Source organism: Halogeometricum limi, assembly GCF_900115785.1.
Lineage (GTDB): Archaea > Halobacteriota > Halobacteria > Halobacteriales > Haloferacaceae > Halogeometricum > Halogeometricum limi.
Map to the genome: position 1 here is coordinate 219,275 of NZ_FOYS01000005.1, position 25,954 is coordinate 245,228.

The window sequence follows — 25,954 nt, forward strand, 5'->3', positions numbered from 1 at the left end:
ACGCAACGGTATGACACACGAGACGCCGTTCAGGTCACCCGGGTGGCTTCGACAGGACGCCCTCGGTGCGCTCTCCTTCCATCGGGCACAGTCGATAGACACGCACTTCGGCGGTTACATCGCGCAGGTAAGCGACCGAGACGGTGCCGTGTACGACTCGCGGACGAAGCATCTCGTCCCGACGGCCAGGTTCGTCTTCGCGTTCAGTCTCGGGTCGCTGATGGACGGTCCCGTGTGGTGCGAACCCGCCGCCGAACACGGCCTCTCGTACCTTCGCAACGTCGCCTACGACGAGGAACGCGACGGCTACGCGTGGACGTTCGCAGGACGGGACGTGACCGACGACACGCGGTCGACGTACGGTCACGCGTTCGTCCTCCTCGCGTACGCGACGGCGACGCGCGCGGGAATCGGCGACGTCGAACACCGAATCGAGGAGACGTTCGACATCTTGGACGAACGCTTTTGGGAGGACGAGTACGGCGCGTTCGCGAGCAACCGGACCGCCGAGTGGGACCCCGCCGAACCGGAGTACCGCGGGCAGAACGCGAACATGCACTCGACGGAGGCGTTACTCGCCGCCTACGAGGCAACCGGCGAGGAGCGGTATCTCGACCGAGCGGTAACGGTCGCGGAGACCATCGCCCGCGACAAACCCGACGAGGCGGACGGCTTGCTCTGCGAGCACTTCACCGCCGACTGGGAGGTGGACTGGGAGTACAACCGCGACCGGAAAGCCGACCTGTTCCGTCCGTGGGGCTACCAGCCGGGACACATGCTGGAGTGGGCGAAACTGCTCGTCCGCCTGCACCACCACGACGGCGCGGACTGGTATCTGGACCGCGCGGAACGGTTCTTCGAGGCGTCCGTCACCGACGGTTGGGACGACGAACGCGGCGGGTTCTACTACACCATCGACCGGGACGGGTCGCCCATCGTCGACGCGAAGTACACGTGGACGCTCGAAGAGGGTCTCGGCGCGGCGGCGCGACTCGCGACGACGACGGGCGACGACCGGTACTGGGAGTGGTACGACACCATCTACGGCTACCTGCAAGCGCACGCGACGAACCACTCGCTGGGGATTCGCTACGAACGACTCACGCCGGACGGCGAGGTTCATCCGACCATCGACGAGACGCCGAAAGTCAAGAGCGGCTACCACCACGTCAACGCCTGCTACGAGGTGTTAGAGTCGCTCGACGCGCTGTAGAGAAGGGGCAACTGTTAGTCGTTCACCGACACTTATGCCGGTGAGTTCCGACCCGGACGTATGACATCGTTTGGGTTCCAACTGTACAGTCTCCACGGCGTCGACGACCCGCTTCCGACCGTCGTCGAACGAGTCGGAGAGACCGACTTCGAGGGCGTCGAACTGGCGGGTCTGGGCGAAGTCGAACCGGACACGGTCGCCGACGCGACGAACGCGGCGGGTCTCGAAATCGCCGGCGCGCACGTCCCGTTGGAGGCGTTGGAAGAGGAGTTCGAGACGACCGTGGAGGCGTACCGCCGACTCGGTTGTGAGGACGTCGTCGTCCCGTGGATGGACCCCGAGCACTTCGAATCGGTGGAATCGGTCGAGGCGGCCGCCGCGCGACTGGACGCCGTCGCGGACGACCTCTCGGAGCACGACATCTCGCTTCACTACCACAACCACGACCAGGAGTTCGTCGAACTCAACGACGGGCCGGCGCTGACGACGCTCTTGGCCGAGACGGAGAACGTCGGCTTGGAACTCGACCTCGGATGGGCCGGCGCCGCGGGCTACGACCCGTTGTCGTACCTGCACGACCACGCGGACCGCGTTCGACTCGTCCACCTCAAAGACTACGACGCCGAGTCGGGAGACGTGGTCGAAGTCGGCGACGGCGACTTAGACATCGAGGCGGCGGTCGACGCCGTCCGCGACCACGGGTTCGACTGGCTCATCTACGAGGCGGAAGAACGGCCCGACTCGTACGGGACGCTCGACCACGCCGCGTCGGTGCTCGACGCGTACTGGTGAGTCGTCGGGGGCGAACGACTCACGGGGCGGTCGAAACGACCCGAGCGAGACGGAACGGACGGCCGCGGTTATGCGGTGGCCGTCGACGAGCGCCGTCCGTCCGCCAGATACCACGCGATGAGGTTGGCGGCGACGCCGAGGATGAAGAGCGCCGTCGTCGCCCAGAACGACTTGTACCAGAGCACGTCCATCATGACGATGGGACCGTCGACGAGGGGCCAAAGCGGTTCGATTCGGGTGGAAACGTCCGGTGCGGAGAGCATGTCCGCGAACAGGTGGGCGATGCCGGCGACCCAGACCACGATGAGTCCGATCTTCGCACCCAGCTTACTGTCGCGGACGAACCACTCCGAGTCTCCAAGGAGTTTTGTCAGGAGCCATCCGACGATGGGTCCGATGACGAGTGCGAGGAGGGTGACGAAGAGGACGGTGTGGAACACGCCGTGGTGGTGGATTCCCGGCAGTCGTTGCAGCACGAGGTCCACGTCGGGGAGCATCCCGAACCAGAACCCGGTTCCAATCGCGGTGGCGGCGACCTTCTTCGAATCGACGAAGAACCACGCCGGAGCGAGCCATACGAGCGCCATACCGAGGTGTCCGAGTACGTCTACCATCTGTGTCAGTGGCCACAGGCGGCGGCGGTATGTAGCTGATGGCAGCGACGACGAGACGACACTGAATCGTGCGAGAGAGAGGCACACCGGCCGAGAGACGGACGTCTCGAATGCGAGAGGAACGCCGCGCGGAACGGACGCGAGACGTCCCTCGCGGGACACGGAACCGTCTCCGGCGGGACGCCTCGTTGCCGAAGCACGTAGTATGAAATGCGGCGCGAGACGAGGGACGGTATGAACGTCGTCTCGAACCTCGTCTACCTTCTCGCCGTGTTGGGCGTCGGGTTCGGTGCGCGCCGCGTCGGCGTCCTGAACGACGCTCGCGCGAACTATCTGACGCAGTTCGCGTTCTACGTCGCCCTCCCAGCACTCGTGTTCGGGTCTACCTCCACGCAGTCGCTCGAAGAGGTGCTCGAACCGCGTCTGGTCGTCGGATTCTGGGTCGTGCTGCTGGTCGTCGCCGCACTCGGGTGGGCGGTCCACCGAAACGAGTCGTCGCCGGCGGTTCGGAGCGTCGCCGTCGTGCAGTCGTACCACTGCAACCTCGGCTTCCTCGGCCTCCCCATCACGGCCGCGGTGTTCGGCGGCGTCGTCACCGCGAAGGCCAGTCTCGTCCTCGGCGTCGGCGCACTCACGCAGATACCGTTGACCGTCGGGATACTCGCACTCGTCAACGACGCCGACGCGGACCTCAGGAGAGAACTCCGCGGCTTTCTCACCAACCCCGTCATGGCCGCACTCGTCCTCGGCTTCTGCGTCTCCGCGCTCGGACTCACCGTCCCGGCGAGCGTCTCTGCGGGACTCGACGCGGTGGCGCAACTCGCGCTTCCGGTCGCGCTCCTCGCCGTCGGCGCGTCACTCTCGTTCGGCGGCCCGTCCGTCGACGTCTCCACCGTCGGGTCCGTCGTCGTCCTCAAGATGCTCGTGATGCCCGCCGTCGCACTGGTGACGTTCTCGGCGCTCTCGGCGGACCTCTCGACGACACGCGCGGGCGTCCTGATGCTGGCGATGCCGACGGCCGTCTCGACGTTCATCTACGCGACCGAACTGGGCGGCGACGGGAATCTCGCGTCGGTCAACGTGTTCGCGACGACGGCCGCATCCGTCGGGACGATACTCGTCGTCCTCCAGTTCGTCGGTTGAAATCGAATCGAACCGAACTAGTTGGACAGCACGTCGGAGCGCTCCCCTCGGAACTCAGGCGTCGAGGCCGAGCATGTCCCGGGCCTGGGACGGACTCGCGACCTCTCTGCCGAGTTTCCTCGCCACGGCGACGACTCGCTCGACCAACTGCGCGTTCGACTCGGCCAGTTGTCCGCGCCGGTAGTAGACGTTGTCTTCGAGTCCGACGCGGACGTGTCCGCCGAACAGTATCCCCATCGTCGCGAACGGCAGTTGGTGGCGACCGAAGCCCAGCGTGTTGAACGCCGCGTCCTCCGGCAGGTCGTCGACGAGGGTCAGAAAGTTCTGCGGCGTCGGGCGGGTGAGCGTTCCGGGACCGAAGATGAGCGTAGTGTAGACCGGCGAGTCGAGTTCCCGCCGTTCGAGGAGGCCGTACACCTCGTTGAGGTGGCCGTTGTTGAACACCTCCAACTCGGGTTTGATTCCGCGTTCGACCATCTCATCGTACAGGTCGTCCACGAGGCCCCGGGTGTTCTCGCTCGTCAGGCGGTCGTACCGGTTCAGCGGACCCATATCGAGCGACGCCATCTCCGGCGCGGGGTCGGTCCGAAGCGGTTGCGCGCGGAGTTCGTCCGGGGCGGCCGTTCCTCCCGTGGAGTGTTGGAGTATCACGTCGTCGGTTCGCGCGCGGACTGCGTCGGCTATCTCCTGAAACCGCGCCGTCGAGAACGAGCGCTCGCCGTTCGGTTCGCGGGCGTGGAGGTGGACAACGGACGCTCCCGCCGCTTCCGCTTCTGCGGCCGCGTTCGCTATCTCGTCCGGCGTCTCGGGAACGTTCGGGTTCGCCTCCTTGCCGTGGACGCCGCCGGTCAGTGCCGCCGTGACTATCACCGGCCGGTCGGCGAGGAAGTCCTCGTAGCTCATTCGTCCGCCTCGTCGGCGTGTGCGCGGTATATCTCGCAGTCCCGGCCGTGTTCGAGCGCGTAGCGGTCGTTGCAGATGTCGGCGCGCATCGCCTGGACGAACTCTTCGGCCGCGGTGCAGTACGCGCGGGGTTCGGCAGCATCGACGTTCGGGAGTTCCCGGTACACCAGTAGCGGACAGGTCATAGGTGACGCTTCGCACACGACGGCCTTAACCGCTTTCTCATCGGTACAGTGCCACGATACCGCCGTACTCGAAGCGTGGACAGTCCGCCCGACGCCCCAAAGACACACCATCGCTCCCCCGGTAGTACAGAGCCACATGTCCGACACCGAGGGCGCCGCCCCACGACTCACCGTCGTCTGCACCGACGGCACCGAAATCGGCTGTACGAACTTCAAAGCCATCGATAGCGGACTCTTACTCACCGACGACCTGACGAAGAACCGCGTGTTCGGCTTCGTCGCGCAGGACGAGGTGCGGTTCGTCCTCCCCACCGAGACGGCCGAGCGAGTCGTCGCCGAGGCGGCGAGCGACGAGGAGGGCGACGACGAGGAGAACGACGAGTTCGAGGACCCGCTGATGCGACTCCCCGGTCTGGGGACGACGTACGCCAAGCGACTTCGCTCCAGCGGGTACACGTCCGTGGCGGAGTTGGCCGATGCGGACGCGGAGACGCTGGCGGAGGAAACCGGTGCAAACGAGTCGCAGGCGACAGAGTGGGTCGAACGGGCCCGTGAACAAGTCGACGGAAAGGCCGACGGGAGCGGAGAAGATAGCGACGAAGACGACGGAGAGAACGAAGGTGAGAGCGAAGAGCGGACAGCGAAGGAGGACTGAGTTCGGCCCGCCCGTCTTCGACAGTCGACTCGTTTGCTTGCCGTCATCCGAGCGGACAGGGGTGCCGCGTTCGAACCGTTCAGACCCTCAGACGCGGTGGAGACTGTCTGTTTTTCGTACCAATTCAGAGACATATATACCGGTTTGCGACGGCATCGATACCCGATAGATACCTCCTAAACGGCGGTATTCTGAGCGTTGAACAGATATTTCAGGCAGTAGAGCCGCCAGAGCTAAGTAGAAATCAGACGTGAAACAAACCATGCACAACCCAGCGGAACTGCTGTCAGACGAGATAGGGGAAATCTTCCAGTGGGTCTTCGAAGAGGCAGGAAGTGAACTCTACCTCGTCAATCCCACTGCCGACGCTCTCGAGCAGGCAGTGGAGTCTCTCAGTACGTTCTCGGGTGAGAAGCCGGAACTTCGGGTACTCGGGACGAAAGGCGTGCTCCGCGAAGTGATGGAGGACTTCCTCATCGCGAGCCGGACCGCCGACCTGTTAGAGGAGGGGGCACTGTCGCTGCGCGTCCTCGGCGACGCGAGCGGACACAAGCCGAACCTGATGGTCTCCGAATCGTCCGTCACGACAGTCGTCGGCGCAGACGGACTCCTCGCGGGCCTCCGAACGAACGACGACGAGTTCACGGCGGACGTCCGTTCGACGTACGAGACCCGTTTCGAGGAGTGCGACTCGTACAAACTTCACACGCCCGCGTTCAGCCACATCGAGGCGAGTATCGAGGACCGACTGGGGCCGGACTGCCGAACCGACTTCGTCGACTTCGTGGCGAACCTTCAGACCGCACGCGGCGACAGCGACGGCCCGGACGAGGTGACCATCAGTCTCCTCGTCGCCGCGCGGAACCGAGAACTGTTCTACGACGTCTCCCGATGGGCCGAAGACATCGGCCTCGCCTCGAAAGCGACGTTCTCGCGGAAGAAGACCGAACTCGAAGAGCGGGGCCTCATCGGGACGGAGAAAGTCCCCATCGACGTGGGGCGCCCGCGTCTCCGCCTGGTCATCGGCGACGAACGACTCCGGGACGCCAGCGTCGAGCAACTCGCCGGTGTCGCACAGAGTACGAGTAGCTAACACCGGTCTCGGACTCGTTCCGTTCCGTTCGTTCTGTTTTCCTGGCCGACGGTGGTTCGAGTGTTCGGTGAGGTGCACGACGTCTCGCTCGCCTCGCGACTGTCACGACGCCTACCGACGAGTGAGGTGCCTCTGTTCACGAGCTAGCAAAACTGTCTTTTTCAGTTTTGATTCCAGAAGTGGACCTCGTACAGATACCGGCACAGTGCACCTGCACCAGGGGGTTTGAGGCAGTTCGGAGTCGAACGTAGGGAGTACGATGCTCACGGATACGCCGGGAATCCACCACGTCACCTCGATGGTCGGTGACCCGCAAGAGAACCTCGACTTCTACGTCGGCGTCCTCGGGTTGAAACTGGTGAAGCGGACCGTCAACCACGAGGACGTGCTCCGATATCACTTCTACTACGGCAACAGAGACGGTGACCTCGGCACCGTCTACACCTGCTTTCCGTATCCGAACGAACCACCCGGGCGTCGGGGGCGGCCGCAACTGACGAGTGCGGCGTTCGCCGTCCCCGAAGGCAGCCTCGACTTCTGGGAACGTCGGCTCACGGACCGCGGCGTCGACGTCGAACGCCGCGGACGGTTCGGCGAACGTCTCCTCCGGTTCGAGGACTCCTCGGGGACGAGGCTCGAACTCGTCGCCGCGTCGACACCGGTCGAACCGTGGCAGGAGGGACCGGTGCCGACGGAGTTCGCGATACGCGGCGTTCACGGCGTCACCGCGCTCTCGGCGGACGCGTTCCAGACGGCGAGCGTGCTGGAGACGTTGGGTCTCGAACTTGTCGACGAAGAGGGTGACCGCGTGAGATACCGTGCGCCGGGCGACCACGCCGCCGTCTTCGACCTGTTGGACCGACGCGAGGGGTTCGGTCGCGAAGGCGTCGGGTCGATTCATCACGTCGCTCTCCGCGTCGCGAGCGAGGAGGAACTACGCGAGTGGCACGACCTGTTCCGCGAACGCGACGTGACGGTCTCTCGCATCCGTGACCGCCACTACTACCGCGCCATCTACGTCCGCGAACCCGGCGGTATCCTCATCGAACTCTCGACGGAGCGTCCCGGACTCGCCGTCGACGAGGACGCCGACAGCCTCGGGACGTCGCTCGTCCTCCCGCCGTGGGCCGAGGAGGACCGCGAGATGATAACCGACCAACTGCCACCGGTCGAGGTTCCGAGCGGTCGGAGCGAGTGATGGTCGCGGGCGACTCGCCGACTGCGACGGCCTCCGGCCCGCACGCCGGGAGACCGGTGGTCACGAGCGGTGCGCCTCGCGGCGCGACGGCGGCAGTCGTCGTCTGTCTCCACGGACGCGGCGCGACGGCACAGGGCGTCGTCAATCTCTTCGACCCGGTGTACCGACACGGCGTCACCTTCGTCGCGCCACAGGCCGACCGGAGTCGGTGGTACCCGTACGCCGCGACGGAACCGGTCGGCCGAAACGAACCGCACCGCTCTTCGGCCGTCGAGGTCCTCGACAGTCTGGTCAGACACGTCGTCTCGACGTTCGGCGTCGGTCGAAGTCACGTCGTCCTCGCCGGGTTCTCGCAGGGAGCCTCCGTCGTCGCCGAGTACGCCGCACACACCGGTTCTGCGAGCCCCGTCGTCGTCCTGAGCGGAACGCTACTCGGCCCAACGATAGACACCGAGCGGTATTCGGGGCGCCTCGACGGAACGCCGGTGTTCGTCGGCGGTGGCGCGGACGACGAGCGAGTCCCCCCGGCGCGCCTCAGAGCGACCGCGGACGTGCTTCGCTCGCTCGGTGGCGACGTGACCGAACGAGTCTCCGACGGCGCCGGTCACGAAGTCACGGACGATGAGTTCGAGTACGTCCGCTCACTTCTCGCATCGCTCGTCGGTGGGTAAAACCGAGAAATAACAAATAACGGAAGCGGTCGTTCGCCGTGGCCGCGCGGGCGTTCGCTCCTCAGGCGGCCATGCTGCGGCACGTCTCGGCGCACTCGCGGAGCGTCTCGGCGCAGACCTGACAGTGGTCGGCGTCGTGCGACTCGCACTCGTCGGCGCACGCCTCGCACGCGTCCGCGCACGTCTCGGCGAGGTCGGAACTGTAGTCGGAGCCGCGAGCCATCAGTCGAGCGTGCAGCGACGCGATGTCGGCGACGTCCCGGCAGAGGCGAGCGCACGCTTCCATCTCCTCGTCACCGAGACACTCGTCCGCGCACCACTCGCAGACTTCGGCTGCCTCCGTGCAGTTCTCGATGCAGTCGCGCTGTTCCTCGATCAGGTGATCCATCTTCGAGAGCGTATCCGTGATAGACATGGCGACTAGTGGCGACGCGAGCCGCAGCCACCATCTTTCTGGCTGAGTATACAAGTCGGTTTGTGCGGGCCGCCGAGGACTCACTCGACGGTAAACCGAATCGTGATTCCGTCCGGGTCGACGACCGCGAATCCTGTCTCACGGTCGGCCGTCGAGACACCGTCGTCCGCGAGTCGCCGCCGGACCGTAGAGAGCGTCTCCGCGTCTGCGACGACCACCTCGAACCACGCCAGACCGCGACCGCCCACCGGCGTCGACCGGCCGTTCCACGTGTTCAGACCGAGGTGGTGGTGGTAGTCGCCCGCGGCGACGAACAGCGCGTTCGAGAGTTCCGTCTGGAGGCGGAGTCCGAGCGTATCGACGTAGAACGTCCGCGCCGCCGCGAGCGACGACACTTCGAGGTGGACGTGTCCCGTCGTCGTTTCGGGCGGGACTTCCTCTGAGCCGTCCGACCGGGACGCGAGAGTCGAGAGGTCCAGCGGAATCGTCCCGATTCGCACTCGTCCGTCCGCAGTCCGCGGCCACTCCTCGCGCGACCGGTCGGCGTATATCTCGACGCCGTTGCCCTCGGGGTCCGAGAGGTAGAGCGCTTCGCTCACGTAGTGGTCCGACGCCCCGTCTAACTCCCAGCGGTCGCGAATCCGTTCGAGCGCGGCGCCCAACGCCGCCCGCGAGGGAACGAGGAAGGCGTTGTGAAACAGTCCCGTCTGGTCCGACGTTCTCGGCGGTGCGTCCTCGTCTCTCGTCAGGACGAGAAGCGGCATCTCGCCCGCGCCGAGCGTCGCTTCCGACTCCGTCCGCGATTGGACCGCAAGGCCGACGACGTCGCGGTAGAACGCGACCACCTCGTCGAGGTCGGAGACGGTCAGCGACGTGCGGCCGATTCGCGCGTGGTCCGGGACGATGGACGGGGTCATGTGCTATCGAATCTTTCGTGCCGAGGTAGTTGAGCTAGAGGGGTGCCGATAGTACGCCTACCTTCGAGAACGCAGTACATCTAAATACATATGTGTTACATCTGTGAAGAGCAGAATATAAAAGCAGAAGACAGAATAGATTGTACTCGTTCGATAGAAGAATATCCACTGTCGATGTAATCAGGAGGACGAAGACGTACGCACGATAGTAAGGGAACGTCACTACCGATTCATTCACAACTCCTTTTCGAACGTGTAAAAAACCCATACGATACAAAATAAAGCGTATTAGTTCGAATTTTGGGTATCTAATGAACTGGCCAGCCGAAGACTCCACGGATTCCCGGAGAGCGTCGGGATAGGATAATCAGACACGATGAAAACAATAAATTCTGTTTGCGAACTAGAAGAGACAGAGAGTCTATTCAGATTATTATCGGTTGGACCGAAGCGTCGTTGTGGTCAATTTTTAAATAGGACGGAGTGTGTACTAACAATCGCCATGGTTAGCATCGGCATCAACACTTGGTTGTACGCGAGTTTCCCGGTTTGGACACCGAGTTACACGCTCGAAGATACGATAGATCACGTTGCAGATGCGGGGTTCGACTCTATCGAGTTCGGCGCTGCATCCCCCCACGCGTGGCCACAGTACATGGACGAGGAACGCACCGCATCGATCAGCGAACGGTTAGAAGAGACGGGTCTGACCGTCTCGAGTATCTGTCCCGCACTCGGTGGCGGACCGGGCCCGAACCCGGCGAGTCCGTTAGAGGCAGAGCGTGAGGCGGCACGCGAGCACTACATGGGATGTCTCGACGTCGCCGAGACGTTCGACAGCGATATCGTCGTCTGGGTAGGTGGGTGGCGGCTCCAAGGACAACGGTACGAGGACGCGTGGGAGAATCAGCGTCTCCTCCTCGAAGACGTCCTCGAGACCGCCGAACAGAAGGGTAAGACGATCGCGATCGAGGCGAACGCGGCAGACGTCAATCTCATCGAGACGACACAGGACCAACTCCGCTTGCTCGACGAAGTGGATTCGTCGAGTGCGGGAGTGATGATGGACACGGCGCACGCCGCCCATCGTGGCGAGGCTCCGTCGGCGTACGTCGAAGAACTCGCCGACGATTTGGTCCACCTTCACTTAGCCGACACCGACCGACTCCCTCCGGGGGAGGGTTCGCTCTCGTTCGAGGTGATGTTCGACAAGTTGGACGACGTGGGGTACGACGGACACTACACCGCCGAGATATTCGGCAGTCACTTGAACCCCGACGAAGCCGCGGTGGCGACGCGACGAAACCTCGCTTCGATGCTGGACTGACAGTCAGCGTGAGCGTTCGGGGAGTCGACAGACGAGGATACAGACGCCAACGGCGTCATCGGATACGAGCCGAGATTCGTTCGCTCTCACATCGGCGCTGGCGTCGTCCCCAAACGCTGTCGTCGCCTTTCTTCGCACTCGTTCAGGGAGTACGCGTCGAATCAGAAATTCCCGTGTACGGGTCGTGATACTGTCCAAAAACACTATTACTGCCCGGAAGAAGAAAAGACGTAATGGATACCATCTTGTCAGGGAATCCGCTCGGTCGTGGGCCCAGAGGTGCGGAGTCGGCACCGGTGGACAGCGTCGACCTCTCCGTCGGAGACGTCGACCGACTCCGCGCGAACGACTACACCGTAGCGATCGTCTTTCACTACTTGAAGACCGACTACGTCCGACTTCAACGGAAAGGTCTGGAAGAACGGTTCAGTGATCTCGGAATCACAGTCGAAGGCGTCTACGGTTGTGAGTTCGACGCCAGCAAACAAGCAGAGATACTCCACGGTATCGCAGATCGAGACGTCGACGCACTCGTCTCGATCCCCATCGACGAACTCGCGACGGCAGACGCGTATCGGGCCGTCGCCGAGTCGGGGACGAACATGGTGTTCATCGACAACGTCCCAAAGGGATTCGAGCATCCGGGTGACTACGCGGGAACCGTCTCGTCGGACAACCGCGGGCTGGGAATCTTCGCGGGACGGACGCTCGGGAACCGCCTATCGACCGGACGAGTCGGTATCGTCGGGTTCGATGCGCCGTTCTACGTCACCTCGGAGAGAGAGCGCGGCGTTCGGGACGTACTGACGACGATGGACGGCGTCGACGTGGTCGCAGAAGCAGGGTTCACCGACCCGGACGACGTTTACAGACGGACGCAGGAGATGCTCGTCGAACATCGAGACATCGAGGGTCTGTTCGTCAGTTGGGGCGACCCCCCGGGGACGCAGGCGGCCGCCGCCGCGCAAGATCTGGGGATGGACGACTTAGTCATCACGACAACCGACCTCAGTGTCGAGACGGCGACGAACATCGCACGAGATGGACTCATCAAGGCGACTGGCGCGCAGTACCCGTACCAACAGGGGCGCATCGAAGCAAATATGATAGGCAGTTCGCTCCTCGCGAACGGCACGCCGCAGTTCGTCGCATCGGGCGTGCTTCCAGTACACCGTGACAACCTCCTCGACCTCTACTCGACCTACTTCCAAGAGGAACCTCCGGCAGAGATCGTCTCACTGTACGATTGAGCGCGGTCTCAGACACGACATCCGGACGGTCGGCAGAATTCATTACGCTTCCAGAGGAGTCGCTACCTTCCCACTACGGACAATCCGTTACAGAGCTAATACTGTCACGGTACGGGGCAGTAGTGCGTTGGGTAGCCGAATTATCCCGGAGTACAGACGCGTGCATCTCGAAGGATGGGAACGAAAGCGCCCGCGAGACGTCTCGAATCATGTCGTGCGCGAAGACGAGAGAGGCGTTTGCTCCGAGCGAACAGAGTCACGTAGAACGACCCGTTCTGGGAAGACGATAGCGTGGTCGAGACGACGAGTAGCCACGGCGGAACTCACCTCGGGTCAGAAACGGTCGCGCGTAGCCGTCATTCACGCCTCGAAAACGCAGATCGGTGGTCCGAGACTTCCCTCAGAGCGACCTTGAGGGTAAGTGTCGAGGTGAGATCCACTACACGAGTGTTCGCGGGCAGCGAACAGCGCTCCAAACGCAAAGAGAGCGGCCAGCGCAGGTGATCTCGACTGCCACCGTCGGTAATTATAAATAACTAAACTCTCAATGGGGTGACGTGGAAGTATGAGAGATAGCCACAACCGTCGACGGTTCATGAAAGCTCTCGGTGCGACCAGTCTCGGCGTCGGACTCGCCGGTTGTACCGGTGGAGGTGGAGGTTCTGGTGGCACCGCCGGAGGGAGTAGCGGAACCGGAGACAGTACGACAGAGGTAGACTTCGATCTGGACGCGATCGAGCCCGATAGTCTGGTCGGGAAGGGACCGTCAGGTGAGGAACCGAGTCCGATGGATTCGGTGTCGCTCACGGACGAGCAGGTGTCGAAGGTCGAAGAGGGAGAGTTCAACGTCGAAATCGTGTTCCACTACAAAGGGGACACGTGGGTCCGGCTTCAACGTGAAGCCATCAAGAATCGGACCGAAGAGTTGGGTATGAACATTACGGGGATACACTACCCCGACTTCGACCCCGAGAAACAGAGCAACATTCTGCAAACCGTCGCGCAGAAGGACGACGTCGATGGCGTGTTCTCCATCCCCGTCGACACCGCGGCGACGGTAGACGCATACCGAGAAGTCGCCGAAGCCGGGAAACAACTCGTCTTCATGGACAACGTTCCTGAGGGGTTCGAACACCCAGGTGACTACGCGGGCCTCGTCGCCGCGGACAACCGGGCGATGGGGACCATCGGCGGTCGGATGATGGAGACGCTCGTCGACTCCGGGAAGATCATCGTCCTCGAGTTCGACGTGCCGTTCTACGTGGTCGACGAACGAGAGACGGGGTTCAAAAGTGTCCTCAAGGGCAACGACGACTACCAGTTGGAGACGTTCGGGTTCACGGAACCCGGAAACACCCTCCAGCTGGCACAGGACGCGCTCACAGCGAATCCGGACGCTGCCGGGTTGTGGGCTCCGTGGGTCGACCCCCCGGGAGCGCAGGCGATACAGGCGATTCGTGAACAAGGAATGGATATTCCCGTCACCTCCTGTGACCTCGGTGAACGGAGTGCGGTTCTCATGGCCGAACAGTCGCCGCTCCAAGGTGTCGGCTCACAGCAGCCATACCAACAGGGACTCACCGAAGTGGATATGATGGCACACGCGCTTCTCGGCAACGAGACACCGCCGTACATCGGAGTTCCGTCGCCCGCCATCTCCCGCGAAAACTTACTGGATATGTACGAGAAAATTCTCCAGAAACAGCCACCCGAAACAGTCACGGAGCACTTCGAATGAGACGGAGTTTCCCCTAAGCAATGTCGACGAAATCCACCTCCGACGTGCAGCGGCTCGTCAGCGACGCACTCGACGAGGCGGGTGAACTCGTATTACTGACGCTGGCGATCGTTCTCCTCGGCGCGTTTTTCAGCGTGTTGAGTCCGGTGTTCTTCTCTGTGGGGAACTTCGTCAACATCGTGCGTCAGACGGCTCTCGTCATCGTCCTCGGACTCGGGATGACGTACGTCATCATCAGCGCGGAGATAGACGTGTCAATCGGTGGTGTCATGGCACTGAGCGCCGTTCCCGCCGCGATAGCAATTAACGCGTACGGTCCGCTCGTCGGCGTGCTCGTGGGGCTAGCGGTCGGAGTCGTGTTCGGGTTCTTCAACGGTCTGATAACCGTGCGGTTCGGGATCCCTTCGTTCATCGTTACCATCGGGACGCTTGGAATCGCTCGCGGAGGGGCGTTCATCGTCTCACAGCAGGAACCGGTTATCGTCCGAAACGACGTGTTCTCGGCGGTGTTCGGCGGAACGGTCGGCCCCGTTCCGACGATCATCGTCTGGGCACTCGGCCTGTCTGTCCTGGCCGGTATCGCCCTCTGGAAGACCCGGTTCGGGCGACACGTCTACGCGACGGGTGACTCCGAACAGGCAGCCCGCTACTCCGGTATCGATACCGACCGTGTGAAGATACTGACGCTGACGCTGTCCGGGCTGGCCGCAGCGATGGCTGGACTCCTGTTCGTCGGTCGTCTCGGCGTCGCCAGACCGGGGATGGGCTCCGGTATCGAACTCGCCGTCATCGCCGCCGTCATCATCGGTGGCACGTCGTTGTTCGGCGGTCGAGGGACTATCGTCGGGACGATCCTCGGTGCGTTGCTCATCAGCGTCATCGACAACGGCCTCACACTGCTCGGTTACGGGTCGAGTTGGCAGCAACTCATCCGTGGTATCGTCATCATCGTCGCCGTCGCACTCCGTGCACGGGACGAGGACGGTGAGTGGCTATGAGCGACGTTATCCGACTCGAGAACATCTCGAAGCAGTTCGGCCAGATACAAGCGTTGGAAGACGTCTCGTTCGCTATCGAGGAGAACGAGGTACTGGCTCTGGTCGGCGACAACGGTGCGGGGAAATCCACGCTTATCAAGATAATCAGTGGGGTACTCCAGCAGACGAGCGGCACGGTGTACGTTCGCGGAGAGCCAGTCGAACTGAGCGACTACAACGACGCGGAGGAGCGCGGCATCGAGACGGTCTATCAGGACCTCGCCATCGCACCGCACCGAACCGTCGCGGAGAACATCTTCCTCGGGAACGAACTGCTGAGTTCCGGCCCGCTAGGAAAGTTCTTCAACTTCGTCGACGACGACCGTATGGAGAGCGAGGCGCGAGAGCTTCTCGCTCGCTTGGAGTTGGACTTAGACCCCCGAAGTGAGGTGCGGAACTTCTCGGGCGGTGAACAGCAGAGCGTCGCCATCGCTCGCGCACTCCAGTCCGACCCCAACATCGTCATCCTCGACGAACCGACGAGCGCGCTCTCCCTGGACGCGACGCAACGCGTCCTCGACCTCATCAAACGCCTCAACGACCAAGATGTGACCATCGTCCTCATCAGCCACAACTTAGAGGCGGTGTTCGACGTCGCCGACAGAGCCGCGATTCTCTCGTCGGGACGGCTCGTCGGCGTCGAGGACCTCACGGACGTCACCGAGGACGAACTCGTCGGAATGATGATGGGGCGCGCGAGGACGGCTGCAGACTGACCGTGTACAGATTGGTAGACAACCGACAGACAACGATACAATGCAAGAAAACGAAGTTCGAGATCAGATGAGAGGCGTCGTACTGCCCGGAGACAAAGAAGCACACGTGACAGAGTGGGAGCGGTCGTCACTCGGAACTGACGAGGTCCGCGTCGAAATCGGCGCAGCGGCACTCTGTCGGAGCGATATGAGCCTCTACAACGGTGACCCGCTCGTCGGGAGTAAGCCTGCGGGCGAAGTCGTCCCGGGACACGAACCGGCAGGTACCATCGTGGAAGTCGGCGACAACGTCGACCACCTCTCGACCGGCGACCGAGTCGCTATCAACTGCTTCGCGGGATGTGAGCACTGTGAGTACTGCCAACGCGGCGAACCGAACCTCTGTCCCGACGTCGAGATTCTCGGCTTCGACCGTCACGGCGGCGACGCGGAAGAACTCGTCACTCCAGCGTCGACCTGTCACCTCATGCCCGACGAGATGAGTATGGGCGTCGGTGCGATATCGACGGACGCCCTCGGAAATCTCTACAGTACCCTCAACGAGTGTCACGTCAGCGGGACGGACACCGTCGGTATCATCGGTCTCGGACCGATGGGTCTGGCCGGCGTCCTCAACGCGGACGCGATGGGAGCAGAAGTCGTCGCGTTCGAACTCGTCGACCACCGCCGAGAGAAGGGACTAGAACTGGGTGCGAACCACGCCGTCGATCCAAGTTCGGACGATCCCGGCGAACGAGTCGACGCCATAACCAACGGCCGCGGTCTCGACGTCGTCGTCGACTGTTCAGCGGCCCAACCCGGTATCGAGATGGGATTCGATTTGGTGAAAAAAAACGGTACCTTCGCCCAGATTGGGGAAACCGACGAGGTAACGATCAACCCGAGCGACCACCTCATTCACAAGAAGGTCAACTACATGGGCTCGTGGTACTTCCGCACCTGGGAATGGCCGGAGATAGCGGAGTTCATCGTCGAAGACATCGGTAACGACCGCGCCGAACAGATAATCTCTCACGAGTATCCCCTGGAAGAGGAGAGTGTCCGAGAGGCGTTCACGAAATTCGACAATCACGAGACACAGAAGGTGATCTTCAAGCCGTAACGGTAGATTCGATGTGAGGAGTTAGTAGAAGTCGCGCGGGATGTGTGATCCTTCGGCGAACGGATCCCGTGATTCGAGAGAGAACTTTACTTCGATGAAGTTCCTCGTCTGGGAGACCAGAGAAGGTAGTTCTTCGCGGAAGTGTTCGTCGCTCAGGAGCGATAGTGGCCCGGAAATACCGACAGCTCCGAGGACACGATCTCCTTCGGGTCGAATCGGAGCGCCGACACCCCGCATCCCGGGGACGTTCTCCTCATCCTCGAAAGCGACTCCGTCTTCGCGTATCGACGCCAACTCGGCAGCTAACTCCTCTGGGTCGCTCACGGTGTTCGGCGTCGGCGACGAGATCGGACTGTTCAACACTCTTGAACGTCGTTCTTCGGGGAGTTCTGCGAGTATCGCTTTTCCAGCAGCGGTGCTGTGAAGTGAGATCTGTTTCCCGACACTTAGGTTCGGGACGACCGCTTCCTTACCCTCCGCGGCGTGGAGACAGTACGCGTGGTCCTGTCCCATCGCGGCTAGATAGACGAAGTAGTTACTCTTCTCCGCCAGTTTGTCGACTTCGGCGGCGCCGATCTGGTACAACGGACTGTTGGTCTTGACGTACTCGCCCATCTGGACGAAGCGGTAGCAGAGGCGGTACTCGTCTGCATGCTTCGCGACGAATTCCGTCTTGACGAGCGTCGACAGTTGCTTGTGTGCTCCGCTCTTGGACATGCCGAGGTAGTCCGCGAGTTCCGTGACACCAGCCCCGTCGAGGTCTTTGAGCGCGTTGATGACGGAGACTGCCCGCTCCACTGCCTCGACCGTATTTGCGGGTCCTCGGTCGTCGTCCACCATATTCCTCAGTCCATTGGAGTCTACTTAGACATTCGGACTCATGTTTCATGATCCGGGATCACCGCTCGAAGACTCCTCGGTTACCACCGTCTGGAGAGAGCTGAGAACAAATCAATCAAACATAAAGAATTGGATTCGGTCGCGGCCAAAACAGCTAGTGTGGGAGATAATTTCTCACCGTTATTTTTAGAATAATGCCATATATCCCCACTAAATGGCATAGTATGAAAATAAATTCGTGTTTTAGCGACGAAAAATAGATTTTCAGATGCACAAAGTACTGGGCCATAATACTGGATTGGCACAACTACATATATTTATTTGATAGCAAAGACACAAAAACTAGTTTGTTCATCTTGTATGAGAACATACTTCGAGCGTTCGAGAACACGAGTCACTGCGGACTGTGAGATACGAGGTCGTAACCGACGACGGAACGGATACTGCCACTCAGAAGTAGGATCGTAGTCGACGTGACGCTGCAGTTGGAGTTCTCTAACAGAGATGGGACGGCGACGCGGAGTCTCTACTAACTCACTCGGTAGTCAGTCGACCCACACTCAGTTGGTTGCGCTTATCGCGGTCGTGCGTCCGATTCGCGCGTGGTCCGGGACGATTGGTTCGGTTGTCATCTGTGTTCGACTACGGAGACGGAGGCGTCGCGAACGGTTGAGTCCCTCGGGAGCCGGTGGTTCTCGCTGCCGTCTACGACGCGCGTATCGAGTGCGGAAGCGGACAGCGACGCTACTGACGGGTCGTCTCGACCACGTCCACGACGTCGGCGACGGCGTCCGCGGGGTCGCCAACCGGGAAGAACTCACAGCCGACGTAGCCGTCGTAGCCAGCCTCGGCGAGTGCGGCGAGGACGTTCCGGTAGTTGAGTTCGCCGGTCCCGGGTTCGTGTCGACCCGGGACGTCCGCGATGTGGACGTGGCCGATGGCGTCGAGGTTGTCCGTCATCGTCTCGATGATGTTCCCCTCCGTTATCTGCTGGTGGTAGACGTCGTAGAGGAGTTTCACACTCGAACTGTCGACGGATTCGACCAGGTCGACGCCGTCCGCCGTCGTCGTGAGGAAGTAGCCGGGGTGGTCGACGGCGACGTTCAGGAGTTCGACGACGAGCGTCACGTCGGCCGCTTCGGCGGCCGGTGCGACGGCCGAGAGGACGCGCTCGATACTCGCTCGTTGCTCCGCGCGGGAGAGGTGGTCCTGTTCGGCACCGACGGTCACGATGAGCGTCGGCGCACCGAGGTCAGCGGCCGTCTCGATGGACCGTTCGATGTCGACGACGGCCTCGTCGGCGTACTCGGGGTCGGTCATCGCCGGTGCAGTCTCCTCGATACTCGACCCCGCGCCCGCGGCGAGTGTGCCGGCGACAGAGACGTCGTGTTCGTCGCAGGCCGCGGCGACGGCGTCCAGGTCGGCGTTCTCCCAGTCGAAGAACTCCACGCCGTCGGCACCCGCGTCGGCCGCGGACCCAACCGCCTGCGCCAGCGACTGTCCCTCGAAGACCGTCGGGAGCGTGACAGCGACGCGCATCTACTGTTTCACCGCCTCGGGAACCGCCGATTCGAGCGCGTCGTCCACGGAGAGCGTGAGTTCGAACGTGCCGCGGGCGTCGCGGTACGGCGACCGGAGGAGCGACGCGTCGTCGGTCTCGACGGCCTCGACGAACGCTTCGACCTCGCGTTTCCACGCGTCTTCGTCGTCTTCGAGTTCGATTCGTTCTCCGTCGACGGTGCCGGTGAGTCGACCAAGCGCGCGCGGCGGGTCCTCGCCCTCGAATCGGAACTCAAGGTGCAGTTTCACGCCGTCGCCGACGACGTGCAGGTCGATGAGTTCCTCGGGCGAGGCGGACGACGTCGAGACGTGACTGACCGCGCCGTTCTCGTGCGTCATCGTCGCCGACGCCGTGTCGTAGAAGTCTATCTCGTCGCCGACGACGTTCTTCCCACTCGCCGCGCAGACGTCATCGACCTCTCCGCCGAAGTACCGGACGAGGTCGAAGATGTGCGCCGTCTGTTCGACGAGCTGTCCGCCCGACTTCTCCTTGACGCCCCACCATCCCGACGGCGGGACGCCGCCGAGCCATCGGCCGTCGAGGAGGGCCACGTCGCGGCCGTCCAGAATCTCTTTCGCCCGTTCGACGACGCTGGCGTAGCGGTACATGTGTCCGACCTGCGAGTGGACGCCCGCGGCCGCAATCGCGTCGTCGACCGTCTCCGCCGTCGACGCCGAGACGGCGATGGGTTTCTCGACGAAGAGGTCGATGTCGTGTTCGACGGCGAGCGTCTCTTGGTTCGTGTGTGCGAACGGCGGGACGGCCACGAAGAGTGCGTCGAGCGACTCCGCCTCCAGCATCTCCTCGTGGTCGGTGTACGCCGTCGCGTCGAAGCGGTCCGCAGCGGTCGTCGCGGCGTCCTCCGACACGTCGCAGATGGCGACGACGTTCGCCGCGTCGACGTCTTCGATGTTGTTCAGGTGAATCGATCCGATACCGCCCGCGCCGATGAATGCGATGTCTACGGTCATTGTATTTCAGTCTCTGTGTTCGTGTGCGCTCTGCGCGACCGGACGGCCGATGGCCGTCGGTCCCGCGTCCGCGTCCGCGTTCGCCGTCTCGACCCGGACCGAACGTCGTCGCTCGGTCGGGACGTGCGATACCTCAGACATCGACGGCCACCCCGTCGGCCGCCGAGTCGTAGATTGCCGCGAGCAGTCTCGTGTCGCGGAGTCCCTCGCGGACGCCCGGTTCCGGGTCGATGCCGCGAGAGACGGACCCCGCGAACGCCGCGAACTGCCGCGGGAGTTGCTCGACCGGTCCGAGTTCGACCGTCGTCGTGCGACCGCCGCGTTCGAGGCGGACCGTCTGCGGTGCGCCCTCGAAGAACACCGGTTCGAGCGTCACCGCGCCCTCGGACCCGACCACGCGGAGGTGGTGGGACTCGTGCGCGTGTTGACTGGCCGTGCAGACGGCGTGCGCGCCCGACTCGAACCGCATCGTGAACGCGACGTGTTCGTCGACGGCGTCGAAGGCGGCGTGCGGGCTACTCGTTTCGCCGCGAACCCGAACCGGGTCGTCGTCGAGGACGAATCGCGTGGTGTTCAGCGGGTAGAGTCCGAGGTCGACGAGCGCCGACCCGCCCGCGAGGTCGGGGTCGAGTCGCCACGCGTCGTTCGGTGTCGCCGGGTCCGCGAGCATCCGCACCGAGAAGTCGGCGTGGACGTGCGCCGGTTCTCCGACGAACCCCGTCGCGACGAGGTGTCGCGCGTAGCACACGGCGGGGGCGAACTGCATCCGGTAGGCGACTGCGAACGGGACACCTGCGGACTCGACGGCCTCGACGATGCGTTCGGCACCGTCGGTCGTCGCCGCCAGCGCCTTCTCGCAGAGGACGGCCTTCCCGTGTCTCGCCGCCGTCTCGACGTGTTCGGCGTGTCGGGCGTGCGGCGTCGCCACGTAGACGGCGTCGTAGTCAGCGGTCCCGACGCCGTCGGCGTACGCCTCGTACGTCAGGTGGCGGTCCATCCCGTGAGCGGCGACGACGTTCGCCGCCGTCTCCGGGGACCCACTCACCGCGACGGTCGCCTCGCATCCGTCTGCGGACTCGATTGCAGGGAGCGCGTACTCGCGCGCGAATCCGCCCAGTCCGACGACGGCGAAGCGAACCGGGTCGTCCGCCGAGGCGACCGGGTATCTGTCGCGCCACTCGTCGTACCACGCGTCCATCGACGTCCACGTACTGTTTTCGAACATCGTCGGTCAGTCCCCGTGCGAGGTACCCGGCGCTCGCCGTCGTACCCCTCTCGTCGCGGCCGTCGTCTCCGGGTCGATTCGCTCTGCGCGGACGTCTTCGAGGACGGCGCTTCGGCCGCCGACGAGCAGTCGTTCCGCCGCCGTCTCGACGACGAGAGCGACCTGTTCGTTGTACCGGGCGACGCCGTGACCGGTCGTGTCTCCGCTCACGACGGTGTCGACCACCTCGCCGGAGAACCGGACCGGAGTTCCGGTCTCTGTCTCCGTTCCGGTGACCGTCACCGGAATCCGTTCTCCCGGTCGCAACGGAGCCACCTCGTCGACGAAGTGCCGAACTTCGCGGTACGCCGACGGCCGTCCGGACTCCGCCTCGTGGACGCTCTCCCACCCGTCCCACAGGCACGTGAGGAAGTACCAGTAGCAGACGGCGGCGTGCGCCGAGTCGCGGACGGCGAGGCCGTACTCCCCCGGAGCGCGTCCACCGAGACAGACGGCCTCCGAGTCGGCGACGAGGAGGAACGGACCGGGCAACGTCCGTACCCGACCCTCGGTGCAGCGACCCTCGAACCACGACTCGTCGAGTTCGTCGGACGCCTCCGCGTCCGTTCGGTGGACGCTCACCTCGACGTGGACGCCGTCCGAGACGGCCGCTTCGAGGGCGTCTCCGAGGGACTCAAGCGTCGCCGGACGGCCCGCGAGTTGGACGTGCGTCGTCGCTTCGCGAATCGCCCGTCGCGCCCGAGCCAACACCGACTCGTCGTCCGAGAGAACCGACGCCTCGTGACTGTCTCGCTCGCGGCCGCGGTGACCGGCGTACTGCCGTTCGACCGACCGGCAGGCCGATTCGAGTCGCCCGGCGCGTCGGCGGAGACGGTCCGCCAGCGACGGCGGGTCGCGGAGACGGACGTGTCGAACCGTCGCGTCGAACGTCTCGACGAGGCCCTCGCGTTCGAGGCCGTCGACGACGCCGTAGACTCGACCTTGGGGGACGCCGCTCGCCCGAGCGAGGTCCGAGACGGAGACGGCTCCGGTGTCGAGGAGGGAGACGACGACTGCCGACTCGTACTGGCTCAGACCCGCGTGGCGAAGCGCCTCGTCGAGACAGTCGTCGGACATCGTCGCGTCAGGCCCCCTTCATACCGCCACTCGCCAGTCCCTCGACGAGCCACTTCTGCACCAGCGCGAACAGGACGATGACCGGAATCATCGTGATGACCGCGGCGGTTAGCGTGAGTCCCCAGTTCACCTGGTTCGCCGACTGGAACAACTGGAGTCCGAACGGGAGCGTCCGGGTGCCTGCGGTCTGCGAGAGTATCGAGACCATCAGGAAGTCGTTCCACGAGATGATGAACGAGTAGAACCCCGCGACGGCGAACCCCGGAAGCGACAGCGGTGCGATGATGCGCACGAGGATGTCGACTTGTGAACAGCCGTCCATCTTCGCCGCCTCGTCGAGCGAGCGCGGGATGTCGTCGAAGTAGCCCTTCAGGAGCCACGTCGTGAACGGCAGCGCCAGCACCGTGTGCGCGGCGACGAGTCCGAGGAGACTGTCGACCAACTCGAGGTCCAGCATCACGAGGAAGAACGGGATGAGGATGAGCACCCGCGGGAGCATCTGCGTCGAGAGGAACGACAGCAGCATCGGCTTGCGGCCCGGGAACTCGAAGCGCGAGAGCGCGTACCCCGCGAGCGTCCCCGAGACGAGCGTCAGCGCCGTCGTTCCCACGGCGACGATGAGCGAGTTGACGAAGTAGCCCTGGAACTCGCCGAGTCCCAGCACGAACGCGTAGTTCGCCAGCGACAGTTCCGTCAGCGAGGGGACGAGCGTACTGGAGTACAGCGTGTCGCTCGACACCAGCGTCGAGAGGACCAACCACGCGACGGGGACGAGGAGGAACCCGAAGTAGAGCGCCAGCACCGCGTACGTGGCCAGCGCGCGCTTCGGCGTCGTCTCCTGTCCCAACCAGTCGTCGAACCGTTGGACGAGGTTCTTCTCTCGCGTCGTCTCAGTTGCCATCGCCGTTCTCCTCCATAGTATCTGGTGTGTCTGTCTCGAACATCACTCGGTGTCCTCCAGTTTGACGTAGACGACGGTGAACGCCAGCAACAGGACGAGCATCACGACGCCGACGGACGCCGCGTAGCCCAGCGCGTAGGACTGGAACGCCTGCTTGTAGACGTACGTCGCCAGCACTTCGGTCGAGCCCAGCGGACCGCCGCCGGTCGACAGGAACACGATGTCGAAGTTGTTGAACGTGTAGATGACGTGCAGGACAATCATGATCATCGACACGTACGATATCTGCGGGAGCGTCACGTAGCGGAACTTCGCCAGCGAGCCTGCACCGTCCATCTCGGCGGCCTCGTACAGCGACTCCGGAATCGACTGCATGGCGGCCATGAGCGCGATGGCGAAGAACGGGACGTTCCGCCAGACGTGCATCGTGACGACGAGCGGAAACGCCGTCGTCGGGTCGCCGAACCAGTAGCTCGTCGGCAGGTTGAACCACCCGAGCACGATGTTGAGGAAGCCGTAGCCCGGCTGGACCATGAACCGGAAGATGATGACCATCACGACGACGGGCAGCACCCACGTGATCATCGACGCGCTTCGGAACAGCGCGACGCCGGGCACTTTCTCCTTCAACGCGAGGGCCAGACCGAGGCCGAGGAGGTACTGCAACGCGACCGCGACGCCGGTGAGCAAGATGCTGTTGCCGAAGGCGTTCCAGAACTTCGGATCGCTCGCCATCGCCGCGAAGTTCTGGAAGGCGACGAACGTCTCCTGCCCGGGCTGCAGCAGCGACATCTCGAAGAACGAGATGTGGACACCGCGGAGCGTCGGGTAGATGACGATGAGTCCCAGAAGGACCGACGCCGGGAGCATGAACGCGTACCCCAGCCACGTCTCCTTGACGAACGACTTGAACTCCGCCGCGTAGCGTGACCCGGTGCCTGAACTCGTCGCCATGGGTCAGACCTTGCTCTCGAGGTCTTTCAGTTCGCCGTGGAACTGCTCGCCGGCTTTGTACGGGTCGCTCTTCCCGTAGACGACGTTCTGCATGTGCGTGTAGAACGCCTCCCTGACGGGACCCCATCCGATCTTCGAGAGCGCTTTGCCCGTCTCGAACACCTCGGTGAACGGCGTCCAGTTCTCGTTGTCCAGCGACGTCTCCACGTCCTCGTGGACGGGCGTGATGTAGTCGCCCGCGGAGACCTTCTTCCCCTCTTCGAGTGACGCCGGACTCGTGAACAGGCTCAGCGCGTTCCAGCCCATCTCCTTCTGCTTGGAGTTGGCGTTGAGCATCACCGGCTTCACTTCGAGGTACGTCCCTTTGCTGCCGCCCTCGGCTCTCGGGAGGTGGGCGATGGCCGTCTTCTCGTCTAAGATGGTGGTCGTCTTCTCGGAGTCGTTGATGTCGGACCCGGACGTCCACCCGCGGAGCCACGGCCCGCACTCTATCATCGCGAACTGCCCGTTCAGGTAGCCGGGGTCGTTGACCTGCCAGCCGGTCCCGCGCTGTTCGGGGTTGCCGATGGGGTCGTCGCCGGCCCACACCTGGTAGTAGAAGTTGTCGAACACGAGGCCGAGCGTCTCGGCGTCGGGGACGAGCGTCCACGAGTCGCCGTCCGGTTCGTACAACCGGTCTTCGTGCTGGTAGACGTGCGAAATCCACTCTTGGAACGCGCGGACGCTCCCGTCTTTCGTGCAGTTGTGGAACGCCTCGACGTCGTCGCGTTCTTCGTTTATCGTCCGACCGGCTTCGAGGAACTGCTCGGCCGTCTCCGGCGGTTCCAACCCGAGTTCGTCGAAGATGTCTTTGCGGTAGACGAGTGCGCGGCCGTTCCCCGTGTACGGGAGGCCGTACAGTTCGCCTTTGTACGTCATCGCCTCGATAGTGCTGTCGACGTAGCCGTCGAAGTGGTCGAGTTGCTCCGCGCGGTCACCGACCGGTTCGATGAGTCCGGCCTTCGCGTACTCCGAGAGGTGCGAGAGCACGCCCTCGATGACGTCCGGATTGCCTGTGCGGCCGCCGGTGAGGAACTTCTGTCGGGCGTCGGGGTACTCGAACGCCGACACCTGAATCGACCGGCCGTACTCGCCGGAGAACTGGTCGACGTACCAGTCCTTCCACGGTTTGTTCTCGTCACCCTGGAACCCGGCGTTCCACATGATGAGTTTGTCACCGCTTCCACCACCGCCGTTTCCGCTCCCGCCGGAAGTGGACTCGTCACCCGCTCCTGTGCCCTGCTGGGCCGCGGACCCGCCGCCGCCACTGCACCCCGCCAGTCCCGTCGCCGTCGCGACGCCGAGTGCCTTCAGTACGGTCCGCCGCGTTCGCGTGTTCGGTATGTCGTCGGTCATCTGCCTTCACCCGCCACTAATT

At 63.3% G+C, this 25,954-nt stretch carries 27 protein-coding genes; 13 read left to right on the plus strand and 14 right to left on the minus strand.

Annotation, left to right across the window (positions count from 1 at the left end; genetic code table 11):
- Positions 1-10: 10 nt before the first annotated feature.
- Both BM282_RS15035 and BM282_RS15040 read left to right on the plus strand, forming a co-directional pair.
- Positions 11-1,213 carry an AGE family epimerase/isomerase gene (locus tag BM282_RS15035; RefSeq protein WP_089882549.1) on the plus strand — a complete coding sequence of 401 codons (1,203 nt, stop codon included), beginning with the start codon at positions 11-13 and terminating at the stop codon, positions 1,211-1,213.
- A gap of 60 nt (positions 1,214-1,273) precedes the next feature.
- Positions 1,274-2,005, plus strand: coding sequence for a sugar phosphate isomerase/epimerase family protein (locus tag BM282_RS15040; RefSeq protein ID WP_089882551.1), 732 nt, complete (start codon positions 1,274-1,276; stop codon positions 2,003-2,005).
- A 68-nt stretch (positions 2,006-2,073) separates the two neighbouring features.
- Here the strand turns inward: BM282_RS15040 and BM282_RS15045 are convergent, their stop codons facing one another.
- The gene (locus BM282_RS15045) at positions 2,074-2,592 is read right to left on the minus strand and encodes a metal-dependent hydrolase (RefSeq protein WP_217642714.1); all 519 of its coding nucleotides are present in this window, start codon (positions 2,590-2,592) and stop codon (positions 2,074-2,076) included.
- A gap of 261 nt (positions 2,593-2,853) precedes the next feature.
- Here BM282_RS15045 and BM282_RS15050 point away from each other — a divergent pair, with 261 nt between their 5' ends.
- Positions 2,854-3,762 carry an AEC family transporter gene (locus BM282_RS15050; protein ID WP_089882555.1) on the plus strand — a complete coding sequence of 303 codons (909 nt, stop codon included), beginning with the start codon at positions 2,854-2,856 and terminating at the stop codon, positions 3,760-3,762.
- Between the two features lie 54 nt (positions 3,763-3,816).
- On the opposite strand, the gene BM282_RS15055 is transcribed toward BM282_RS15050, so the two are convergent.
- A complete protein-coding gene (locus BM282_RS15055) occupies positions 3,817-4,665 on the minus strand; it encodes a BKACE family enzyme (protein ID WP_089882557.1) in 849 nt (282 codons plus the stop codon).
- On the minus strand, positions 4,662-4,850 hold the full coding sequence (locus tag BM282_RS15060; protein ID WP_089882558.1) for a hypothetical protein: 189 nt from the start codon (positions 4,848-4,850) through the stop codon (positions 4,662-4,664). The genes BM282_RS15055 and BM282_RS15060 overlap by 4 nt, the downstream gene beginning before the upstream one ends.
- Before the next feature lie 136 nt (positions 4,851-4,986).
- Between BM282_RS15060 and BM282_RS15065 the strand changes: the two genes are divergently transcribed.
- The 4 genes from BM282_RS15065 (at position 4,987) to BM282_RS15080 (ending at position 8,467) form a co-directional block, all read left to right on the plus strand.
- Positions 4,987-5,505, plus strand: coding sequence for a helix-hairpin-helix domain-containing protein (locus tag BM282_RS15065; protein WP_089882560.1), 519 nt, complete (start codon positions 4,987-4,989; stop codon positions 5,503-5,505).
- A gap of 262 nt (positions 5,506-5,767) precedes the next feature.
- Positions 5,768-6,598 (plus strand): transcriptional regulator TbsP, encoded by an 831-nt coding sequence (gene tbsP, locus BM282_RS15070; RefSeq protein ID WP_089882562.1) that lies wholly within the window; start codon positions 5,768-5,770, stop codon positions 6,596-6,598.
- Positions 6,599-6,857: 259 nt separating this feature from the next.
- Positions 6,858-7,796 (plus strand): VOC family protein, encoded by a 939-nt coding sequence (locus BM282_RS15075; protein ID WP_089882563.1) that lies wholly within the window; start codon positions 6,858-6,860, stop codon positions 7,794-7,796.
- Positions 7,796-8,467: an alpha/beta hydrolase gene (locus BM282_RS15080; RefSeq protein WP_089882565.1), complete on the plus strand. Its 672-nt coding sequence runs from the start codon at positions 7,796-7,798 to the stop codon at positions 8,465-8,467. The genes BM282_RS15075 and BM282_RS15080 overlap by 1 nt, the downstream gene beginning before the upstream one ends.
- Before the next feature lie 61 nt (positions 8,468-8,528).
- Here BM282_RS15080 and BM282_RS15085 read toward each other — a convergent pair whose 3' ends face one another.
- Both BM282_RS15085 and BM282_RS15090 read right to left on the minus strand, forming a co-directional pair.
- Positions 8,529-8,882, minus strand: a complete 354-nt coding sequence (locus BM282_RS15085) for a four-helix bundle copper-binding protein (protein ID WP_089882567.1) — start codon at positions 8,880-8,882, stop codon at positions 8,529-8,531.
- An 80-nt stretch (positions 8,883-8,962) separates the two neighbouring features.
- The gene (locus tag BM282_RS15090; protein WP_089882569.1) at positions 8,963-9,799 is read right to left on the minus strand and encodes a VOC family protein; all 837 of its coding nucleotides are present in this window, start codon (positions 9,797-9,799) and stop codon (positions 8,963-8,965) included.
- Between the two features lie 502 nt (positions 9,800-10,301).
- On the opposite strand from BM282_RS15090, the gene BM282_RS15095 reads away from it, so the two are divergent.
- The 6 genes from BM282_RS15095 to BM282_RS15120 all read left to right on the plus strand — a co-directional run bounded on the left by BM282_RS15095 (position 10,302) and on the right by BM282_RS15120 (position 16,969).
- The gene (locus tag BM282_RS15095) at positions 10,302-11,126 is read left to right on the plus strand and encodes a sugar phosphate isomerase/epimerase family protein (protein WP_175501566.1); all 825 of its coding nucleotides are present in this window, start codon (positions 10,302-10,304) and stop codon (positions 11,124-11,126) included.
- A 296-nt stretch (positions 11,127-11,422) separates the two neighbouring features.
- On the plus strand, positions 11,423-12,376 hold the full coding sequence (locus tag BM282_RS15100; protein WP_245758386.1) for a substrate-binding domain-containing protein: 954 nt from the start codon (positions 11,423-11,425) through the stop codon (positions 12,374-12,376).
- 787 nt (positions 12,377-13,163) lie between these two features.
- Entirely contained in the window at positions 13,164-14,114 is a 951-nt protein-coding gene (locus tag BM282_RS15105) for a substrate-binding domain-containing protein (RefSeq protein ID WP_175501568.1), read from the plus strand.
- Between the two features lie 20 nt (positions 14,115-14,134).
- The gene (locus BM282_RS15110) at positions 14,135-15,112 is read left to right on the plus strand and encodes an ABC transporter permease (protein WP_089882576.1); all 978 of its coding nucleotides are present in this window, start codon (positions 14,135-14,137) and stop codon (positions 15,110-15,112) included.
- Positions 15,109-15,867 (plus strand): ATP-binding cassette domain-containing protein, encoded by a 759-nt coding sequence (locus tag BM282_RS15115; RefSeq protein ID WP_089882577.1) that lies wholly within the window; start codon positions 15,109-15,111, stop codon positions 15,865-15,867. The genes BM282_RS15110 and BM282_RS15115 overlap by 4 nt, the downstream gene beginning before the upstream one ends.
- 67 nt (positions 15,868-15,934) lie before the next feature.
- Positions 15,935-16,969, plus strand: a complete 1,035-nt coding sequence (locus tag BM282_RS15120) for a zinc-dependent alcohol dehydrogenase (protein WP_089882579.1) — start codon at positions 15,935-15,937, stop codon at positions 16,967-16,969.
- Positions 16,970-16,990: 21 nt separating this feature from the next.
- Here BM282_RS15120 and BM282_RS15125 read toward each other — a convergent pair whose 3' ends face one another.
- From BM282_RS15125 to BM282_RS15160, 9 genes are all read right to left on the minus strand, one after another.
- Positions 16,991-17,809: an IclR family transcriptional regulator gene (locus tag BM282_RS15125; RefSeq protein WP_217642715.1), complete on the minus strand. Its 819-nt coding sequence runs from the start codon at positions 17,807-17,809 to the stop codon at positions 16,991-16,993.
- Positions 17,810-18,553: 744 nt separating this feature from the next.
- Positions 18,554-19,348 carry a hydroxypyruvate isomerase family protein gene (locus BM282_RS15130; RefSeq protein WP_089882581.1) on the minus strand — a complete coding sequence of 265 codons (795 nt, stop codon included), beginning with the start codon at positions 19,346-19,348 and terminating at the stop codon, positions 18,554-18,556.
- Complete coding sequence (locus BM282_RS15135) at positions 19,349-20,341, minus strand: Gfo/Idh/MocA family protein (protein WP_089882583.1); 993 nt, start codon at positions 20,339-20,341, stop codon at positions 19,349-19,351.
- Positions 20,342-20,347: 6 nt separating this feature from the next.
- Complete coding sequence (locus tag BM282_RS18965; RefSeq protein WP_281244801.1) at positions 20,348-20,482, minus strand: hypothetical protein; 135 nt, start codon at positions 20,480-20,482, stop codon at positions 20,348-20,350.
- Positions 20,475-21,566 carry a D-xylose 1-dehydrogenase Gfo6 gene (gene gfo6 / locus BM282_RS15140; RefSeq protein ID WP_089882584.1) on the minus strand — a complete coding sequence of 364 codons (1,092 nt, stop codon included), beginning with the start codon at positions 21,564-21,566 and terminating at the stop codon, positions 20,475-20,477. Before gfo6 ends, BM282_RS18965 begins: the two co-directional genes overlap by 8 nt.
- Before the next feature lie 6 nt (positions 21,567-21,572).
- Entirely contained in the window at positions 21,573-22,682 is a 1,110-nt protein-coding gene (locus BM282_RS15145; RefSeq protein ID WP_089882586.1) for a TrmB family transcriptional regulator, read from the minus strand.
- Between the two features lie 7 nt (positions 22,683-22,689).
- Positions 22,690-23,583, minus strand: coding sequence for a carbohydrate ABC transporter permease (locus BM282_RS15150; RefSeq protein WP_089882588.1), 894 nt, complete (start codon positions 23,581-23,583; stop codon positions 22,690-22,692).
- Positions 23,584-23,625: 42 nt separating this feature from the next.
- Positions 23,626-24,537, minus strand: a complete 912-nt coding sequence (locus tag BM282_RS15155; protein WP_089882590.1) for a carbohydrate ABC transporter permease — start codon at positions 24,535-24,537, stop codon at positions 23,626-23,628.
- A 3-nt stretch (positions 24,538-24,540) separates the two neighbouring features.
- Positions 24,541-25,932: an extracellular solute-binding protein gene (locus BM282_RS15160; protein ID WP_089882591.1), complete on the minus strand. Its 1,392-nt coding sequence runs from the start codon at positions 25,930-25,932 to the stop codon at positions 24,541-24,543.
- Between the last annotated feature and the right edge of the window lie 22 nt (positions 25,933-25,954).

Excerpts from the sequence above, each read along its gene's own strand:
- BM282_RS15035 (WP_089882549.1), top strand. The coding sequence starts at position 11 with ATGACACACGAGACGCCGTTCAGGTCACCCGGGTGGCTTCGACAGGAC.
- BM282_RS15040 (WP_089882551.1), top strand. The coding sequence starts at position 1,274 with ATGACATCGTTTGGGTTCCAACTGTACAGTCTCCACGGCGTCGACGAC.
- BM282_RS15045 (WP_217642714.1), bottom strand. The coding sequence starts at position 2,592 with ATGGCGCTCGTATGGCTCGCTCCGGCGTGGTTCTTCGTCGATTCGAAG.
- BM282_RS15050 (WP_089882555.1), top strand. The coding sequence starts at position 2,854 with ATGAACGTCGTCTCGAACCTCGTCTACCTTCTCGCCGTGTTGGGCGTC.
- BM282_RS15055 (WP_089882557.1), bottom strand. The coding sequence starts at position 4,665 with ATGAGCTACGAGGACTTCCTCGCCGACCGGCCGGTGATAGTCACGGCG.
- BM282_RS15060 (WP_089882558.1), bottom strand. The coding sequence starts at position 4,850 with ATGACCTGTCCGCTACTGGTGTACCGGGAACTCCCGAACGTCGATGCT.
- BM282_RS15065 (WP_089882560.1), top strand. The coding sequence starts at position 4,987 with ATGTCCGACACCGAGGGCGCCGCCCCACGACTCACCGTCGTCTGCACC.
- tbsP (WP_089882562.1), top strand. The coding sequence starts at position 5,768 with ATGCACAACCCAGCGGAACTGCTGTCAGACGAGATAGGGGAAATCTTC.
- BM282_RS15075 (WP_089882563.1), top strand. The coding sequence starts at position 6,858 with ATGCTCACGGATACGCCGGGAATCCACCACGTCACCTCGATGGTCGGT.
- BM282_RS15080 (WP_089882565.1), top strand. The coding sequence starts at position 7,796 with ATGGTCGCGGGCGACTCGCCGACTGCGACGGCCTCCGGCCCGCACGCC.
- BM282_RS15085 (WP_089882567.1), bottom strand. The coding sequence starts at position 8,882 with ATGTCTATCACGGATACGCTCTCGAAGATGGATCACCTGATCGAGGAA.
- BM282_RS15090 (WP_089882569.1), bottom strand. The coding sequence starts at position 9,799 with ATGACCCCGTCCATCGTCCCGGACCACGCGCGAATCGGCCGCACGTCG.
- BM282_RS15095 (WP_175501566.1), top strand. The coding sequence starts at position 10,302 with ATGGTTAGCATCGGCATCAACACTTGGTTGTACGCGAGTTTCCCGGTT.
- BM282_RS15105 (WP_175501568.1), top strand. The coding sequence starts at position 13,164 with ATGGATTCGGTGTCGCTCACGGACGAGCAGGTGTCGAAGGTCGAAGAG.
- BM282_RS15110 (WP_089882576.1), top strand. The coding sequence starts at position 14,135 with ATGTCGACGAAATCCACCTCCGACGTGCAGCGGCTCGTCAGCGACGCA.
- BM282_RS15115 (WP_089882577.1), top strand. The coding sequence starts at position 15,109 with ATGAGCGACGTTATCCGACTCGAGAACATCTCGAAGCAGTTCGGCCAG.
- BM282_RS15120 (WP_089882579.1), top strand. The coding sequence starts at position 15,935 with ATGAGAGGCGTCGTACTGCCCGGAGACAAAGAAGCACACGTGACAGAG.
- BM282_RS15125 (WP_217642715.1), bottom strand. The coding sequence starts at position 17,809 with ATGGTGGACGACGACCGAGGACCCGCAAATACGGTCGAGGCAGTGGAG.
- BM282_RS15130 (WP_089882581.1), bottom strand. The coding sequence starts at position 19,348 with ATGCGCGTCGCTGTCACGCTCCCGACGGTCTTCGAGGGACAGTCGCTG.
- BM282_RS15135 (WP_089882583.1), bottom strand. The coding sequence starts at position 20,341 with ATGACCGTAGACATCGCATTCATCGGCGCGGGCGGTATCGGATCGATT.
- BM282_RS18965 (WP_281244801.1), bottom strand. The coding sequence starts at position 20,482 with ATGTCTGAGGTATCGCACGTCCCGACCGAGCGACGACGTTCGGTCCGG.
- gfo6 (WP_089882584.1), bottom strand. The coding sequence starts at position 21,566 with ATGTTCGAAAACAGTACGTGGACGTCGATGGACGCGTGGTACGACGAG.
- BM282_RS15145 (WP_089882586.1), bottom strand. The coding sequence starts at position 22,682 with ATGTCCGACGACTGTCTCGACGAGGCGCTTCGCCACGCGGGTCTGAGC.
- BM282_RS15150 (WP_089882588.1), bottom strand. The coding sequence starts at position 23,583 with ATGGCAACTGAGACGACGCGAGAGAAGAACCTCGTCCAACGGTTCGAC.
- BM282_RS15155 (WP_089882590.1), bottom strand. The coding sequence starts at position 24,537 with ATGGCGACGAGTTCAGGCACCGGGTCACGCTACGCGGCGGAGTTCAAG.
- BM282_RS15160 (WP_089882591.1), bottom strand. The coding sequence starts at position 25,932 with ATGACCGACGACATACCGAACACGCGAACGCGGCGGACCGTACTGAAG.